Below are 16,337 nucleotides of genomic sequence, written 5' to 3'. Positions count from 1 at the left end.
GTCCAGGGAGGGCAGCGTGAGCAGCAATATCGAAGACAGCGCCACAGCGCGGGCCCGCCAACCGGGTTTCGATCCGAAACTGCTGGATGCCTACGTGGTCAAGGATCCCGAAGCCATGGCGATGAATTTTGCCAAGGCGCTCGAAAATCTCGGCAAGGCCGCCTCGACATGGCTCGCCCCCCGCGAACGCGGCGAAATCGTCGATCCGGTGTCCGAACCGATGACGGAACTGGTCAAGACCCTGTCCAAGGTCGCCGAATACTGGATATCCGACCCCAAGCGCACGCTGGAGGCGCAGACCTATCTGCTGGCCTCGATCTTCGGCATCTGGAGCCGGACGCTCAACCGACTGTCCGGTGACGAGACCGGCGATCCGCACGCCGAGGCGCCGAAGGACAAGCGCTTTGCCGACGAGGACTGGCAGCGCAACCCGTTCTTCGATTTTCTGCGCCAGACCTATCTGGTCGTGTCCGACTGGGCCGACAAGCTGGTCACCGATGCCGAAGGCCTCGACGAACACACCCGCCACAAGGCAGCCTTCTACGTCAGGCAGATCACCGCCGCCATTTCGCCGGTCAATTTTCTGCTCACCAACCCGCAGCTCTACCGGGAAACCGTGGCAAGCCATGGCGCCAACCTGGTCAAGGGCATGAAAATGCTGGCCGAAGACATCACCGCCGGTGGCGGCGACCTGAGAATGCGCCAGACCGATTACAGCAAGTTCGCGGTCGGGCAGAACATGGCCGTCACCCCCGGCAAGGTCATCGCCCAGAGCGATGTCTGCGAGATCATCCAATACGAAGCCTCGACGGAGACGGTGCTGAAGCGCCCGCTGCTGATCTGCCCGCCGTGGATCAATAAGTTCTACATCCTCGACCTCAATCCGCAGAAGAGCTTCATCAAATGGTGCGTCGATCAGGGCCACACGGTCTTCGTCATCTCCTGGATCAATCCGGAAGAGCGCCATGCCGGCAAGGACTGGGAGGCCTATATCCGCGAAGGCATCGACCTGGTGCTCGACACCGTCGAGAAGGCGACCGGCGAGCGACAGGTCAACGCCATCGGCTACTGCGTCGGCGGCACGCTTCTGGCCGCAGCCCTGGCCCTGCATGCCCAGGAGGGCGACAAGCGCATCGCCAGCGCCACGCTGTTCACCACCCAGGTCGATTTCACCTATGCCGGCGACCTCAAGGTCTTTGTCGACGAGGAGCAGATCGTCGCCATGGAAGACCGCATGAAGACGCTCGGTTATCTCGACGGCTCGAAGATGGCCTCTGCCTTCAACATGCTGCGTGCCTCGGAACTGATCTGGCCCTATTTCGTCAACAACTACCTGAAGGGCCAGGATCCGATGCCCTTCGACCTGCTCTACTGGAACTCCGATTCGACGCGCATGGCAGCTGCCAATCACTCCTACTACCTGCGCAACTGCTATCTCGACAACAACCTGTCGGGCGGCCGGATGAAGCTTGCCGGCAAGACGCTGTCGCTGAAGGACGTGACCATCCCGATCTACAATCTGGCGACCCGCGAGGATCATATCGCTCCGGCCAAGTCGGTCTTTGTCGGCAGCGGTTTCTTCGGCGGGCCGGTCACCTATGTGCTGAGCGGCTCCGGCCATATCGCTGGCGTCGTCAATCCGCCCGACAAGAAGAAATACCAGTACTGGACGGGCGGCCCGACCACCGGCACCTATGAAGACTGGGTGAGTGCGGCAACCGAGACGCCCGGCTCCTGGTGGCCCCATTGGCAAACATGGATCGAGCAGATGGACGCTGAGCGCGTGCCGGCCCGCAAGCCCGGCGGCGGCGCGCTGAACGCCATTGCCGACGCGCCGGGCACTTACGTAATGGCACGGGTCTAGCGCTCTTGACCGTCGCGGACTGCACCTGTCGGCCTGATCGATGATCTTCGATCCGCCGCTCACCCCTGCCCGGCTGATCCGCCGCTACAAGCGCTTCCTGTTCGATGCCGTGCTGGACGACGGACAGGAGGTGACCGGCTTCTGTCCGAATACCGGCTCGATGCGCGGCCTGACGGAGCCCGGCTCGCGGGTCTGGCTCTCCGTGCACGACAGTGCCAGCCGCAAATACCGCCATGCCCTGGAACTGGTCGAGGCCGACGGCACCCTGGTCGGTATCAACACGGCGCTGCCCAACCGGCTGGCGCTGGAAGCCATCCGCGCCGGGCTGGTCGGCGATCTCTCGCTGTATGAAACGGTGCGCAGCGAACAGCGCTACGGCCGCAATTCGCGCATCGACTGGCTGCTGACCGGCAACGCCCGTCCCGACGCCTATGTCGAGGTGAAGAACGTCCATTTCATTCGCACCCCGGGCCTTGCCGAATTTCCCGATACGGTGACGGCGCGGGGTGCCAAGCACCTGTTCGAGCTTGCCGACATGGCAGAGGCCGGTCATCGGGCGATCATGATCTATCTGATCCAGCGCGACGACTGCGAGCTGTTCCGCCTGTCGGGCGATCTCGATCCGGCCTATGACGCGGCATTCCGGCTGGCCGCGGCCCGCGGCATCGAGGCCTATGCCGTCAAATGCCGCATCACGCCATATGAAATCACGCCGCATCGGCTGATCCACATAGACGAACCGGGCCTTGCTGCATTAAGAACAAAACAAACGGATGAATAAGAAAGCGGAATAATGGTGAATTATATCGATGCGGCGTCCGCCCCGCTCAAGAATACCGGCGCCATCCGGCTCTATGATGCTGACGCCTTCGAAGGCATGCGCAAGGCCTGCAATGTCACGGCCCGCTGCCTCGACGCGCTGGTCGAGATCGTCAAGCCGGGCGTCACAACCCAGGCCATCGACCGCTTCGTCTTCGATTTCGGCATGGACAATGGCGTCCTGCCGGCAACCCTGAACTATCGCGGCTACAAATACTCCGTCTGCACCTCGATCAACCATGTTGTCTGTCACGGCATGCCGGACGACAAGCCTTTGCGCGAGGGCGATATCGTCAATATCGACGTGACCTATGTCGTCGATGGCTGGCATGGCGATTCGAGCCGCATGTATCCGGTCGGGACCATCAAGCGCGCCGCCGAACGCCTGCTCGAAGTGACCTATGAATGCCTGATGCGCGGCATCGCCGCCGTTCGTCCTGGGGCCCGCACCGGTGCCATCGGCGAGGCGATCCAGACCTATGCCGAAGCCGAGCGCTGCTCCGTGGTGCGCGATTTCTGCGGCCATGGCGTCGGCCGGCTGTTTCACGATTCACCCAATATCCTGCATTACGGCCGCGCCAACGAAGGCCCGGAGCTGCGCGAAGGCATGATCTTCACCATCGAGCCGATGATCAATCTCGGCCGCCCGCATGTCAAAGTGCTGTCGGATGGCTGGACGGCGGTGACCCGCGACCGCTCGCTGACCGCCCAATACGAGCATGCCGTCGGCGTCACGGCGACCGGCTGCGAGATCTTCACCCTGTCGCCTGCCGGTCTCGACCGTCCCGGACTTCCGCCGCTGTAAAGGGTAATGCATGGCCCGTTCCCCGACCGATCTCCCGCCGAATGACGATCATGGTCCACGGGTCGAGACCGGGGACAGTGTCGGGGCCAGCGGGCCTGACGAGGCCGACGAACGCGGCTTTTTCGCCGAGCAGGCGCCGAAGTCCGGCGCCTTGAAGAAATCGCCGCTGCTGGCCGCAAAGCCCGACGACCAGGCCCATTATCACGGCCATCGCGAGCGGCTGCGCGACCGTTTCCGCGCCAATGGCGATACGGCTCTGGCCGACTATGAAATCCTCGAACTGCTGCTGTTCCGGCTGATCCCGCGGCGCGACACCAAGCCGATCGCCAAGGCGCTGCTGGAGCGGTTCGGAACGCTGGCCGGCGTCATCGGCGCGCCGCCGTCCCTTCTGCAGGAGGTCAAGGGCGTCGGCGAGGCCGTGGCGCTCGACCTGAAGCTGATCTCGGCGGTGGGCCAGCGCATGCTGAAAAGCGAGATCAAGGGCAAGCAGGTGCTCGGCTCCTGGTCGTCGGTCATCGACTATTGCCACGCGGCCATGGCCTATGAAGCACGCGAACAGTTCCGCATCCTGTTCCTCGACAAGCGCAATGCGCTGATTGCCGACGAGGTGCAGGGCAAGGGAACGATCGACCACACGCCGGTCTACCCGCGCGAGGTGGTCAAACGGGCGCTGGAACTGTCCGCCACAGCCATTATCTTAGTCCACAACCACCCAAGTGGCGACCCGACACCGTCGCGCGCCGATATCGACATGACCAAGATGATCGTCGATACGGCCAAGCCACTCGGCATCACGGTGCACGATCACATCATCATCGGCAAGGACGGCCATGCCAGCCTGAAGGGCCTGCGGCTGATCTGATTGGCGTCGCGATCGGTACTTATCCGCGGCCTGCGATCGACGGGCTGAACACCATCAGGCTGAGGATTTCAAACAGCACCTGGGCGCCCGCATGGGCGGTGTTGGTCGTTGCATCATATTGCGGCGCCACTTCCACCACGTCGCCGCCCACGAAATCGATCCCCTTCAACCCGCGCAGCAGTTCCAGCACTTCGCGGGTGGTGAGACCGCCCACTTCCGGCGTGCCGGTGCCCGGCGCAAAGCTCGGGTCGACACTGTCGATATCGAAGGACAGATAGGTCGGCCCGTCGCCGACGATCTGGCGGGCCTTCTCGATCACCGCCGGCATGCCGAGACCAGTAATGTCTTCGGCATGGATGATGGTCATGCCGGTCTCGTAGCTGAACTCCCAAAGATATTCCGCCGAACCGCGAATGCCGATCTGCACGGTGCGGGTCGGATCCAGCACGCCGTCCAGCACCGCATTGCGGAACGGGCCGCCATGGTGAAACTTGGTCTGGTCGAACATGCCGCTGGTATCGCAATGGGCATCGATATGGATCAGGCCGACCGGGCGACCCTTCCCAACGGCCTTGAGAATGGGATGGCTGATCGAATGGTCGCCGCCGACCGACAGCGGCACCACGCCGGCCCCGACGATCTGGCCGATGCGCTTTTCTATATCGTCATGGCTCTGCTCCAGCCGGTAGCGGCTGGCAAACGGCACGTCGCCGATATCGGCCACCCGCAATTCCTGCACCGGCGCGCATTCGAGCACATGGTTGTAAGGGCCGATGCGCTCGATGGTGCGCAGCGCCCGCGGCCCGAAGCGCGAGCCCGGACGGTTGGTGACGCCCAGATCCATCGGCACGCCGACGATTGCCACCTGCAGATTACCGAAATCAGGCTGATCCGCATCGACCGGCATATAGGGCGCCGACAGGAAGGTCGGAACGCCGGAATAGGGCGCCAGCCGCGTGCCGCTCTTGTTGAAGATCTTTTCCGCGACCTTCCTGAACTTCGGGTCGAACATCTCGCCGCCCTTGTTGTCGAGATATTTGGCGCGGATCGCCTCCAACCTGTCCTGATCCCAACCCATGGTGTTGTTTCCTCGTTTTCGAATTGACATCACAACGGCGCCGACATGCGGTCGACAACCTCACGTAAGGGAAGAGCCTAACGCAAAGTCAGGCCCTTTCAAGCGCTCTCGCGCGGATCGAAGCCCGCAAGCCGTTCCGGCAGGCGGGCAATCGTCTCGACATCGGCATTGGCAAAGGCCAGCCGCAGGTAATGATCCTGTCCCGGCCCGAAATAGCTGCCCGGCACGCAGAGAACGCCCGCCTGCTTCGCCAGCGCCTCGGCAACGACGGCCGAGGGAAGATCTCCGAACGGATGGCGGGCGAAGGCGAAATAGGCGCCGAGCGAATCGAGCCGCCAGGTGAGCAGGCTTGAAAATGCCGTCCGCAGCGCATCGGCGCGCCTGAGAATCTCCAGCCGATTGGCTTCGCGCCAGCTCCCAAGCGCCGGGATCGCCTTGGCAAGGGCCGCCTGCGGCGCACGCGGCGGGCAGATCTGCAGATTGTCCATGACCTTCAGCACCTGCGCCACGACGTGCGGGCCGGCGGTGATAGCCGCCATGCGGTGGCCGGGAATGCAGAAGGATTTCGAAAAGCTGTAGAGCTGGATCAGCCCGTCCTGCCAGTCCGGCTGATCGAACAGGTCATGCGGCTTGACGCTCGCATCGATCAGGAAGTCGCGATAGGTCTCGTCGAGCACCAGCCAGGTGCCGGCCTCGCGGCAGAGGCGATAGAGTTCGCGCAGAACATCGGCCGGATAGATCGCCCCGGTCGGATTGTTCGGCGTGATGATCACCAGCGCCTTGACGCCTAGGGCCAGCGCCGCCTTAACGGAGGCCATATCCGGCAGAAAGCCCTGCTCGGGGTCGCAGTGAACCGGCACCGTCTCGATCCCCAGCATGGCAAGCGTCGTGTCATGGTTGAAATAGAAGGGACAGGGCAGCGCGATCCGGTCGCCATGACCGGCCAGCGCCATGGCCACGCACATGAAACCCTGGTTTGCCCCCGCGGTAATGTGCACATTGGCCGGCCCGAACGGCGCGCCGTAGATCGATGTCATATGCTCGGCATAGGCTGTCCGCAGCGCCGGCTCTCCCTCGATCGGCCCATAGCCGGAATAGGCGGTGGACCCGGCCGCCTCCGCCAGCCAGGCCAGCATGTCGGGATGCGGCGGATAGCCGGGGGCGGCCTGCGACAGGTCGATCAGCGGACCGGCGCCGCCCTGATAGGCACGACCCCAGGCAAAGACCGAAGGGATCGGCGGCGCGGAGAGATCGCCGACCAGAGGATTGAAGGCCGGGGCATTGTTCGAAGGCAAGGGCATGGAATGCAGAATCCTGATAGCTGATCGCCAAGCCTATATCCCCGACATCCCGCATCGCAATGGGCTGATCGAAAGGACGATGGATTTCGATCCGGACGACCGGTTTCGGCCGGAATACAGGGCACAGATGTCAGTTGGGACAACACAAAAACAGCATTGTGTGTTCGCCCGCGAGATGCCACACTTTTTGCAGACGCGAAGGCGGCCGGCAGCGGACGCGATATCGCCACAGAACAGGGGACGACAATGACGCATGCTTTTCTGATCTTGAGGCGCGATATTCTGCGCAAGCTGGCCCTCGGCCTTGCCGCCACCACCGCCATGGCCTTCCCCTTTGCCGACACGGCGATCGCTGCCGCCAAGACCACACTGGTTCTCGGCATGAGCATCGAACCCGCCGGCCTCGACCCGACCATCGCCGCCCCCGTGGCGATCGGCCAGGTGACCTGGCAGAATATCTTCGAAGGCCTGGTGACCATCGACAGCGAGGGCAAGATCCAGCCGCAGCTCGCCAAGAGCTGGGAGATTTCCGAGGACGGCCTGACCTATACGTTCAAGCTGCAGAGCGGCGTCACATTCCACGATGGCGAGGCCTTTGATTCCGCCGTTGCCAAGGCCTCGCTGGAGCGAGCCCGCGGCGCCGACAGCGTCAATCCGCAAAAGCGCTTCTTTGCCGCCATCGATACGATCGAAACGCCCGATGCCGAGACGCTGGTTCTGAAGCTGAAGAGCCGCAACGGCAGCCTGCTCTACTGGCTCGGCTGGCCGTCCTCGTCAATCGTCGGCACCAAGAGTGCGGCCGATGCCAAGACCACGCCGATCGGCACCGGCCCGTTCAAATTCGTCAGTTGGGCCAAGGGCGACCGCGTCGAACTGGCCGCCAATCCCGACTACTGGAACAAGGAGCTTGCGGTAAAGCTCGAAAAAGTCACCTTCCGCTTCATCTCCGACCCGCAGGCCCAGTCGGCCGCGCTGAAATCCGGCGATGTCGATGCCTTCCCGGAATTCGGCGCCCCGGAACTGGTCGAGACCTTCAAGGACGACCCGCGTCTGACCACCGTGATCGGCAATACCGAGCTGAAGGTCGTGGCCGGCATGAACAACGAGCGCAAGCCGTTCAGCGACAAGCGGGTGCGTCAGGCGCTGATGATGGCGCTCGATCGTCCGACCATCGTCGACGGCGCCTGGTCCGGCTATGGCACGCCGATCGGCAGCCATTACACGCCGAACGACCGCGGCTTCGTCGACATGACCGGCGCTTTTGCTTATGATCCGGAAAAGGCAAAAGCCTTGCTGGCAGAAGCCGGTTACGCCAACGGCTTCACCTTTACCATCAAGACGCCGCAGATGGCCTATGCACCGCGCAGCGCCCAGGTCATGCAGGCGATGTTTGCCGAAATCGGCGTGACCATGAATATCGAGCCGACCGAATTCCCGGCCAAATGGGTGCAGGACGTCTTCAAGGGCGGCGACTACGACATGACCATCGTCGCCCATGCCGAGCCGATGGACATCGATATCTATGGCCGCGATCCCTATTACTTCCACTACAAGAACCCCGCCTTCAACGACATCCTCAAAAAGGTCGAAGAGACGGCGGATACATCAGAGCAGGACAAGCTTTACGGCGAGGCGCAAAAAATCCTCGCCGAGGACGTGCCGGCCCTCTTCCTGTTCGTCATGCCGAAATTCGGCATCTGGGACAAGAAGCTGAAGGGTCTCTGGGAAAACGAGCCGATCCCCTCCAACGTACTGAGCGGGGTCTACTGGGAGGAGTGAGTGTCCGGCATCCCCCGGACCTTGGGACCTGATATGAGCAGCCTTGTCGCCATCGCCGCCCCCCTCTGCCCTGCCGGGCATCTCCCCCACACGGGGGGAGATCGGATGGAGCAATCGTCAACGAGTACCCGCCACCCGTCCGTTCGCGGCAATAATGACGTCACGAGGCGTTTCCGCGAGTCGATCTCACGCCGCGGAGCAGGGGTATGGCATCTGAAAAAAGACCCTCTCTGGCCTGCCGGCCATCTCCCCCACAAGGGGGGAGAAGACCCGCGGACATCGCTCGAATCTATTCGCCGAGGGTACGTCTGGGTTAAGCCCTCCCCCTTGTGGGGAGGGTTTGGGAGGGGATTTTTTTCATACACGACAGCCCTGCCCTTCCATCGCGAATTGGACCGCAGGACGGAGGCGGGTAGCAGCACTCTCACCCGCCCACGCAGACCTGCCATCGCCGAGACACCCCCATGCTAAGCCTCATCCTGCGCCGGCTGGGCGGCCTATTGCTGACCCTGCTGGCCGTCTCGGCGCTGATTTTCGGCGTCATGGACATCCTGCCCGGTGACCCTGCCGCAATCATGCTGGGCATGTCGGCCAGCCCAGATACGCTGGCGGCGCTGCGCGAGCAGATGGGGCTGAACGAACCGTTGGTGGTGCGCTATGTCGTCTGGCTCGGCGGCGTGCTGAGCGGCGACCTCGGACAATCCTATACCTATAGCGTGCCGGTCGCCGGCCTGATTGCCGAGCGGCTCGCCGTCACCCTGCCGCTGGCGCTGATGGCCATCGTCATCTCGGTGCTGATCGCCATTCCGCTCGGCGTGCTGTCGGCGTCAAACCGCAACAGCGCTGTCGACTATGGTGCCGGCTTCCTCTCGCAACTGTTCATCGCCGTTCCCGGCTTCTGGGTGGCGCTGCTGTTGATCCTCGCCTTCTCCATCGGTCTAGGCTGGCTGCCGGCCGGCGGGTTTCCCGGCTGGCAGGCCGGCCTCTGGAGCGGCGTGACGGCGCTTTTCCTGCCATCGATAGCGCTTGCCCTGCAGCAGGCCGGCGTGCTGACACGGGTCACCCGCTCGGCGGTGCTGGAGGTCATGAACGAGGATTTCGTGCGCACCGCCCGCGCCAAGGGCCTGACGCGCCGGGCCGCGCTCTGGCGCCATGCGGTGCCCAATGCGCTGGTGCCGGTCTTCACCATTCTCGGCCTGCAATTCACCTTCCTGATCGCCGGCGCCGTGCTGATCGAAAACGTCTTCAACCTGCCCGGCCTCGGCCGCCTCGCCTATCAGGCCCTGACCCAGCGCGACCTTATCGTCATGCAGGATGTCGTGCTGTTCTTCGCAGCCCTGGTCATCATCATGAACTTTCTGGTCGACATGTCCTATCTGGTGCTTGACCCGCGCCTGCGGAGCGGCAGCCGATGAGGACACCCGTGAGTCCCGCAACACCCGCCCCCCGGCCGCGCCGCCCTTGGCTACTCGTGCGCCGTCCCAATCTGCTGATCGGCGGCGTGATCATTGCCTGCCTTGTCGCCATCGCGCTGGTCTCGCTGGTCTGGACGCCGCTGCCGCCGGCCAAGATGCAGATCATCCACAAGCTGCAGCCGCCGCTCAGCCATGGTCTGCTCGGCACCGACCAGTTCGGCCGCGACCTGCTGTCCATGCTGATGGTCGGCGCCTGGAATTCGCTGTCCACCTCCGCGCTTGCCGTTGCCATCGGCGCCACGATCGGCACCGTGCTGGGCGTCGCAACGGCGGCCAGACGCGGCCTGTTCGAGGCCGTCGTGATGCGCGCCAATGACGTGATCTTCGCGCTGCCGCCGATCCTGTCGGCGATGATGCTCGGCGCCTTCATGGGCACCGGCCGCTTCACCGCGGTCATCGCCATCGCCGTGTTTATGGTACCGGTCTTTGCCCGCGTGACGCTAAGTGCCGCCCTGCAGATCTGGTCGCGCGACTATGTCCTGGCGGCGCGCGGGTCCGGCAAGGGTCCGCTGCTGATCACACTCGAACATGTGCTGCCGAACATTTCCAACCAGATCATCGTGCAGGTGACGATCCAGCTCGGCCTGGCCATTCTGACGGAGGCGGGTTTGAGCTTTCTCGGCCTCGGCTTAGCCCCGCCGGCCCCCACCTGGGGCCGCATGTTGGCCGATGCCCAGACCTATCTGGCAACCGCCCCCTGGCTTGCCATCCTGCCCGGCCTTGCCATCGCCCTGACGGTGTTCGGCTTCAACATGCTGGGCGACGGGCTGCGCGATCTGCTCGACCCGCGCGAGAAAGGCCGGTCATGAGCGACACGCCCCTGATAGAAATCGACAGTCTCGATGTTGCGGTCCGTCTGCCGGATGGAGGATCCATGCCGATCCTCAAGGATATCGGCTTGACGCTCAAGCGCGGCGAGACACTCGGCATCGTCGGCGAATCCGGCTCGGGCAAATCGCTGCTGTCGCTGGCCATCATCGGCCTGCTGCCGCCGGTCGCCAAGGCCACCGGCCGCATCGTGCTCGACGGGCAGGATCTGCTCGGTCTTAACGACGATGCCCTCTGCCAGATCCGCGGCAACCGCATCGGCATGATTTTCCAGGAGCCGATGACGGCGCTCAACCCGGCCATGACGGTCGGCGACCAGATTGCCGAAGGGCTGGTTTGGCACCGCGGCTTGAGCTGGAGGGCGGCGCGGCTGGAGGCCGTCGCCCTGCTCGACCAGGTCCGCATCCCCGATGCCGCGCGCCGCGCCCAGACCTATCCGCACGAAATGTCGGGCGGCCAGCGCCAGCGCGTCGGCATTGCCATGGCGCTGGCGCTGAAGCCGGACCTGATGATCGCGGATGAGCCGACCACGGCGCTCGACGTCACCGTGCAGGCCGAGGTGCTCGACATTCTCGACGACCTCACCCGCGAATACGGCATGGCGCTGATCCTGGTCAGCCACGACCTCGGCGTGATTGCCCGCATGTGCGAGCGCACCCTGGTCATGTATGCCGGCCGGCGCCTGGAGGAAGGCCCCACACGACAGGTGCTGACCCATCCGCAAAACCCCTACACCAAGGGCCTGCTGAAGGCCGTGCCGCGCCGAAAGCCCGATGGCGGGCGGCTGGCCACCATCCCCGGCACCGTGCCGGGTTTTTCCCACCTGCCGCCGGGTTGTGTGTTTTCCGACCGCTGTCCGGACAGGATCGGCCTCTGCGACGAGCGCGAACCGGGCTGGACGGTGACGGGCGACGGGCGCGGCGTGCGCTGTGTCCATGCCGAGGGTGCTGAGGGAGAGCGCAGATGAGCGACGGACCCACCCATTCCGGCGGTTGCCCCCCTCTGTCACTCCGTGACATCTCCCCCTCAAGGGGGGAGATCGGCCGCCACCCTTCTTGCCTCACAGCAAAGCAAATCAACAGTCACCATGCGCAATGGGTGATCGACGTCATCAACCGCGCACCGATCTCCCCCCTTGAGGGGGAGATGTCCGGCAGGACAGAGGGGGGTAAACCCGCACTCAACACGCAAGGACAAAGACTGCGACCGCAGGGCAGTGAGGCCACCCGATGACCCCGCGCCCCCTGCTCGACATACGCTCCCTGACCCGCGACTATGCCAGCCACTCGTTGTTTGCCGCCCCGCATCATACGCGAGCGCTCGACGAGCTGTCGCTGACCGTCGAGGCCGGCACGATCTTCGGCATTGTCGGGGAATCCGGCTGCGGTAAATCCACCCTCGCCCGGCTGGTGATGGCGCTGGACAGGCCGACGGCCGGCCATGTGATCTTTGATGGCGACGATCTGTTTTCGCTGCCGCCGCACGAACTGATCCGAAAGCGCGCCGACTTCCAGATGGTCTTCCAGGACCCGTTCGGCTCGCTCGACCCGCGCCAGACGGTCGGCCGCATCGTCGCCGAACCGCTGCATGTCCTGCCGAAAAAGCCGAGCAAGGCGGAGATCCGGGACAAGGTCGCCGACATGCTGGAGAGCGTCGGCCTCAACCCGGATCATGCCACCCGTCATCCGCATGAATTCTCCGGCGGCCAGCGCCAGCGCATCGCCATTGCCCGGGCGCTGATCACCGAACCGAAACTGGTCGTCGCCGACGAGGCTGTCTCGGCGCTCGATCTGTCGGTGCAGGCGCAGGTGCTGAACCTGTTGATGGACCTGCGCGAAAAACGCGGCGTGACCTTCCTGTTCATCAGCCACAATCTGGCCGTGGTCGATTGCATCGCCGACCGGGTCGGCGTGATGTATCGCGGCCGGCTGGTGGAAACCGGTCCGGCCCACGACGTCTTCGAGGCGCCGTTGCATCCCTACACAAAAGTGCTGGCCGATGCCGAGCCGAGCATCGAGCGCTTTGGCCGGCCGCCCGGCCAGCCGCGCCCGGCCGCGATCCATAATCCCTCGGACGAGACCGGCTGCGCCTTCCGCGCCCGCTGTCCCGTGGCGATCGAGCGCTGTGCGCTGGAACGCCCGGAGCTTCGAACCATTGCTCCCGGCCGGCAGGCTGCCTGTCACCGCGCCGGAGAGCAAGGGGCTCTCTCCAAGACTGAACCGACTTCGGCCCCGGCGGGCTGACGCCATTTTTCCTCCAATGGCAGAGACATCTGACATGACCGACCCCATCGATTTGACCATCAAGGACCTGCTGCAGCATTTTCAGGCAGGCACGCTGTCACCATCCGAATACTGGCTTGCCGTCGAAGACCGCATCGCCGCCTTCGAGCCGAGCCTATCAGCCCTTTACGCCTATGATCCCGAAAGCGCCCGAAAACAGGCCGAAGCCTCGAGCGAGCGCTGGGCGCGCGGCGAGCCGCAAGGGCCGCTCGATGGCATTCCGGTATCATTGAAGGAACTGATCGCCACCAAGGGCACACCCGTGCCGCTCGGCACCGCCGCCGTGGACCTGGTGCCGGCACTCGAGGATGCGCCGATTGCGGCGCGTCTGAAGGAAGACGGCGCGGTGATCTTTGCCAAGACCACCTGCCCCGACTACGGCATGCTGTCCTCCGGCCTGTCGAGCTTCCACCCCTTGAGCCGCAATCCCTGGGATATCACCCAGAACCCCGGCGGCTCCAGCGCCGGTGCCGCCGCAGCGGGTGCTGCCGGCTACGGTCCCTTGCATATCGGCACCGATATCGGCGGCTCGGTGCGCCTGCCGGCCGGCTGGACCGGGCTGTTCGGCTTGAAGCCGAGCCACGGCCGCATCCCGGTCGACCCCTATTATGTCGGGCGCTGCGCCGGCCCGATGACGAGAACTGTCGAAGACGCCGCCTGGGCGATGGCCACCCTGTCGCGCCCCGACTGGCGCGACGGCACCAGTCTGCCGCCTAACGATATCGACTGGATGGACCTGGCCATCACCGTGCGCGGCCTGAAGATCGGCGTGATGTTGGAGGCCGGTTGCGGACTGGAGGCGGAACCGGAGGTGCGCGACGCGGTGCTGGCCGCCGCAAAACGCTTCGAAAAGGCCGGCGCAAAACTCGTCGATGTCGGACCGGTGATCACCCGCCAAATGCTCGACGGTCTCGACCAGTTTTGGCGCGCCAAATTCTGGGGCGATATCGCCCCGCTCAGCGACGAGCGCCGCGCCAAGATCCTGCCCTATATCTATGACTGGGCCAAAGGCGGCGCCGATATCTCCGGCGTCGATGCCGTCAAGGGCTTTGGCCAGACGATCGAGATGCGCAAGACCTGCGGCGCGCTGTTTGCAGGCGTCGACGCCGTGCTGAGCCCGACCAACCCGATCGTCTCCTATCCGGCCGAATGGGCCTCACCCACCAACGATCCGCAAAAGCCCTTCGAGCACATCGCCTTCACCGTGCCGTGGAACATGTCGGAGCAGCCGGCCGCCTCGATCAATTGCGGATTTTCGCGTTCCGGCATGCCGATCGGCCTGCAGATCGTGGCCCCTCGCTTCAATGACATGCTGGTGCTGAAGCTCGCCAAACAATTCGAGACCTGGACCGGCGGCATCCAGCAATGGCCAAAGCCACCCGCCGCCTGACCTCAAACAGACCTACGACCCAGCGATTTCAATGACCTGCACCCGTTTGCGGATTCAATCCGCAAACGACCTGAATCAGATTGTGAAGACAAAAGCCGATGATGACAGCGGTGCTAACAAAACGGTGAGGTTGAGTTGTTAATCTGCTTTTGCGCATAATTTTGCAGCGCAGCATGATTCGCATGTCATCAGACGGGGCAGACAGATGAACCAGTACGATCTCGTGGTCGTCGGCAGCGGCCCGGCCGGCCGACGCGCCGCCATTCAGGCCGCCAAACTCGAAAAGAAAGTGCTGGTGATCGAGAAGGGAAGCCGCGTCGGCGGCGTCTCCGTGCATACCGGCACGATCCCGTCCAAGACGCTGCGCGAGACGGCGCTCAACCTCACCGGCTGGCGCGAGCGCGGCTTCTACGGCCGCGCCTATCGCGTCAAGCAGGAGATCAGCGCCGAAGACCTGCGCCGCCGCCTGCTGATCACGCTCGACCATGAAGTGGATGTGCTCGAACACCAGTTTTCCCGCAACCGGGTCAGCCAGCTGCGCGGCGCGGCGCATTTCATCGATGCCCATACGCTGGAAGTGCAGAAGGAAGACGGCGAGATCCTGAGGGTCACCGCCAACGCCATTCTGCTCGCCGTCGGCACAAGGCCGTTCCGGCCCGGCCATATCCCGTTTGACGGCGACTGCATCATCGACAGCGACGAGATCCTCGAGATCAAGCAGGTGCCGCGCTCGATGATCGTCATCGGCGCCGGCGTCATCGGCATCGAATATGCGACGATCTTCTCGGCGCTCGACACCGCCGTTACCGTCGTCGAACCCCGCGACACCATGCTCGACTTCATCGACAAGGAGATCGTTGAGGACTTTTCCTATCAACTGCGCGACCGCAACGTGAAGCTGATCTTTGGCCAGACGGTGGAGAAGGTCGACAAGGACGCGGCCGGCAAGTGTCACGTCACCTTGAAGAACGGCCGCGTGCTGATCGCCGAAATGGTGCTGTTTGCCGCCGGCCGCGTCGGCGCCGTCGATGCCCTGAAGCTTGAGGCCTGCGGCCTGGAGGCCGACAACCGCGGCCGGCTGAAGGTCAATCCGGACACGTTCCAGACTGCCGTCCCGCATATCTATGCCGCCGGCGACGTGGTTGGTTTTCCGAGCCTTGCCTCGACCTCCATGGAACAGGGCCGAATCGCCGCCCGCCATGCCGTCGGCGCGCTGACCACCGAACCCCCGCAATTCTTCCCCTATGGCATCTATGCCGTGCCGGAAATCTCCACCTGCGGCCTGACCGAGGAAGAAGTCCAGCAGCGCAAGATCCCTTACGAATGCGGCATCGCCCATTTCCGTGAAACCTCGCGCGGCCATATCATGGGCCTCGACAGCGGCCTCTTGAAGATGATCTTTTCCTTGAAAACCCGCCGCCTGCTCGGCGTCCACATCGTCGGCGAAGGCGCCACCGAACTGGTCCATATCGGCCAGGCGGTGCTCAACCTCAAAGGCACGGTGGAATATTTCGTGGAGAACACCTTCAACTACCCGACACTGGCGGAAGCCTATAAGATCGCCGGGCTGGATGCGTGGAACCGGATGGGGGAATTGAAAGTAGCGAAGAAGGCCACGGAGTAAAAGCGGTCGACTCCTTCCCTTCACCCGATCTCCCTACTCTTGCAAAGCATCGGAATTTCACAAAATTCGGATCGTAGTTCTGACCTTTTACAATTGCATCGCTTGACTAAAAATGCGACTATAAGATGTATTTTCATAACTCACGGAGTGCTCAATGGCAGCCTCAAGTGTGATAACAGCTATTTTGATGACACCTCTGCTCGGCTCAATGTCGAATTATACGTGCTATT

General features: G+C 63.6%; 13 protein-coding genes. 11 read left to right on the top strand and 2 right to left on the bottom strand.

Translation table 11 applies throughout. From position 1 onward, the window contains the following. Positions 1-28 precede the first annotated feature (28 nt). Genes HGO38_RS01865 through radC form a run of 4 tightly spaced genes read left to right on the top strand, consistent with a single transcriptional unit; the run spans position 29 to position 4,350 of the window. Positions 29-1,864: a PHA/PHB synthase family protein gene (locus tag HGO38_RS01865; protein WP_250954503.1), complete on the top strand. Its 1,836-nt coding sequence runs from the start codon at positions 29-31 to the stop codon at positions 1,862-1,864. A 40-nt stretch (positions 1,865-1,904) separates the two neighbouring features. Beyond that, positions 1,905-2,645 (top strand): DNA/RNA nuclease SfsA, encoded by a 741-nt coding sequence (gene sfsA / locus HGO38_RS01860; RefSeq protein WP_250954215.1) that lies wholly within the window; start codon positions 1,905-1,907, stop codon positions 2,643-2,645. A gap of 12 nt (positions 2,646-2,657) precedes the next feature. After that, a complete protein-coding gene (gene map / locus HGO38_RS01855; RefSeq protein ID WP_250954214.1) occupies positions 2,658-3,488 on the top strand; it encodes a type I methionyl aminopeptidase in 831 nt (276 codons plus the stop codon). A 10-nt stretch (positions 3,489-3,498) separates the two neighbouring features. Next, positions 3,499-4,350: a RadC family protein gene (gene radC / locus HGO38_RS01850; RefSeq protein ID WP_250954213.1), complete on the top strand. Its 852-nt coding sequence runs from the start codon at positions 3,499-3,501 to the stop codon at positions 4,348-4,350. Between the two features lie 19 nt (positions 4,351-4,369). Here the strand turns inward: radC and speB are convergent, their stop codons facing one another. Continuing rightward, entirely contained in the window at positions 4,370-5,428 is a 1,059-nt protein-coding gene (speB, locus tag HGO38_RS01845; protein WP_250954212.1) for an agmatinase, read from the bottom strand. Between the two features lie 98 nt (positions 5,429-5,526). Then, entirely contained in the window at positions 5,527-6,729 is a 1,203-nt protein-coding gene (locus tag HGO38_RS01840; RefSeq protein ID WP_250954211.1) for an aminotransferase, read from the bottom strand. A gap of 246 nt (positions 6,730-6,975) precedes the next feature. On the opposite strand from HGO38_RS01840, the gene HGO38_RS01835 reads away from it, so the two are divergent. The 7 genes from HGO38_RS01835 (at position 6,976) to sthA (ending at position 16,107) form a co-directional block, all read left to right on the top strand. Then, entirely contained in the window at positions 6,976-8,508 is a 1,533-nt protein-coding gene (locus tag HGO38_RS01835) for an ABC transporter substrate-binding protein (protein WP_250954210.1), read from the top strand. A 464-nt stretch (positions 8,509-8,972) separates the two neighbouring features. Further along, positions 8,973-9,923 (top strand): ABC transporter permease, encoded by a 951-nt coding sequence (locus HGO38_RS01830; RefSeq protein WP_250954209.1) that lies wholly within the window; start codon positions 8,973-8,975, stop codon positions 9,921-9,923. Further along, positions 9,920-10,792 (top strand): ABC transporter permease, encoded by an 873-nt coding sequence (locus tag HGO38_RS01825; protein WP_250954208.1) that lies wholly within the window; start codon positions 9,920-9,922, stop codon positions 10,790-10,792. Before HGO38_RS01830 ends, HGO38_RS01825 begins: the two co-directional genes overlap by 4 nt. Continuing rightward, positions 10,789-11,778 (top strand): ABC transporter ATP-binding protein, encoded by a 990-nt coding sequence (locus HGO38_RS01820; RefSeq protein WP_250954207.1) that lies wholly within the window; start codon positions 10,789-10,791, stop codon positions 11,776-11,778. Before HGO38_RS01825 ends, HGO38_RS01820 begins: the two co-directional genes overlap by 4 nt. A 262-nt stretch (positions 11,779-12,040) precedes the next feature. Then, positions 12,041-13,054: an ABC transporter ATP-binding protein gene (locus HGO38_RS01815; protein ID WP_250954206.1), complete on the top strand. Its 1,014-nt coding sequence runs from the start codon at positions 12,041-12,043 to the stop codon at positions 13,052-13,054. A 34-nt stretch (positions 13,055-13,088) separates the two neighbouring features. Beyond that, positions 13,089-14,483 carry an amidase gene (locus HGO38_RS01810; protein ID WP_250954205.1) on the top strand — a complete coding sequence of 465 codons (1,395 nt, stop codon included), beginning with the start codon at positions 13,089-13,091 and terminating at the stop codon, positions 14,481-14,483. 205 nt (positions 14,484-14,688) lie between these two features. After that, positions 14,689-16,107 carry a Si-specific NAD(P)(+) transhydrogenase gene (sthA, locus tag HGO38_RS01805; protein ID WP_250954204.1) on the top strand — a complete coding sequence of 473 codons (1,419 nt, stop codon included), beginning with the start codon at positions 14,689-14,691 and terminating at the stop codon, positions 16,105-16,107. Positions 16,108-16,337 lie beyond the last annotated feature (230 nt).

Source organism: Rhizobium sp. CG5 (genome assembly GCF_023701945.1).
In the GTDB taxonomy this organism is placed as follows: domain Bacteria; phylum Pseudomonadota; class Alphaproteobacteria; order Rhizobiales; family Rhizobiaceae; genus Allorhizobium.
Note: the sequence above shows the minus strand (reverse complement) of the source record. Positions and strands in the feature narration are given on the sequence as shown.